Source organism: Streptomyces sp. NPDC054841, from assembly GCF_053611045.1.
Map to the genome: position 1 here is coordinate 1,172 of NZ_JBSGZO010000895.1, position 285 is coordinate 1,456.

Sequence of the window (285 nt, forward strand, 5' to 3'; positions counted from 1 at the left end):
ACGCCCGGTGCGTCGATCCCCGGCAGCGGCGGCCGCACCGGCCGGGCGCCGGTCGCGACGACGAGCTTGTCGAAGCCCGTCCACGACTCGGCGCCCGACTCCAGATCCCGGGACCGCACGCGCTGCCCCGCGATGTCGAGCTCCGTGACCTCGGTGCGCATGCGCAGATCGATCCCGCGTGCCCGGTGCTCCTCGGGCGTACGGGCGATCAGCTCGTCCCGGTCCGTCACGTCACCGCCGACCCAGTACGGAATGCCGCACGCCGAGTACGAGGAGAAGTGGGAG

Annotated in this window: 1 protein-coding gene; it reads right to left on the minus strand. The window is 73.0% G+C overall.

Translation table 11 applies throughout. The features are described 5' to 3' along the window. The coding region (locus ACWGI8_RS44255; protein ID WP_453669274.1) for an NAD(P)/FAD-dependent oxidoreductase at positions 1-285 on the minus strand (285 nt) is incomplete at both ends.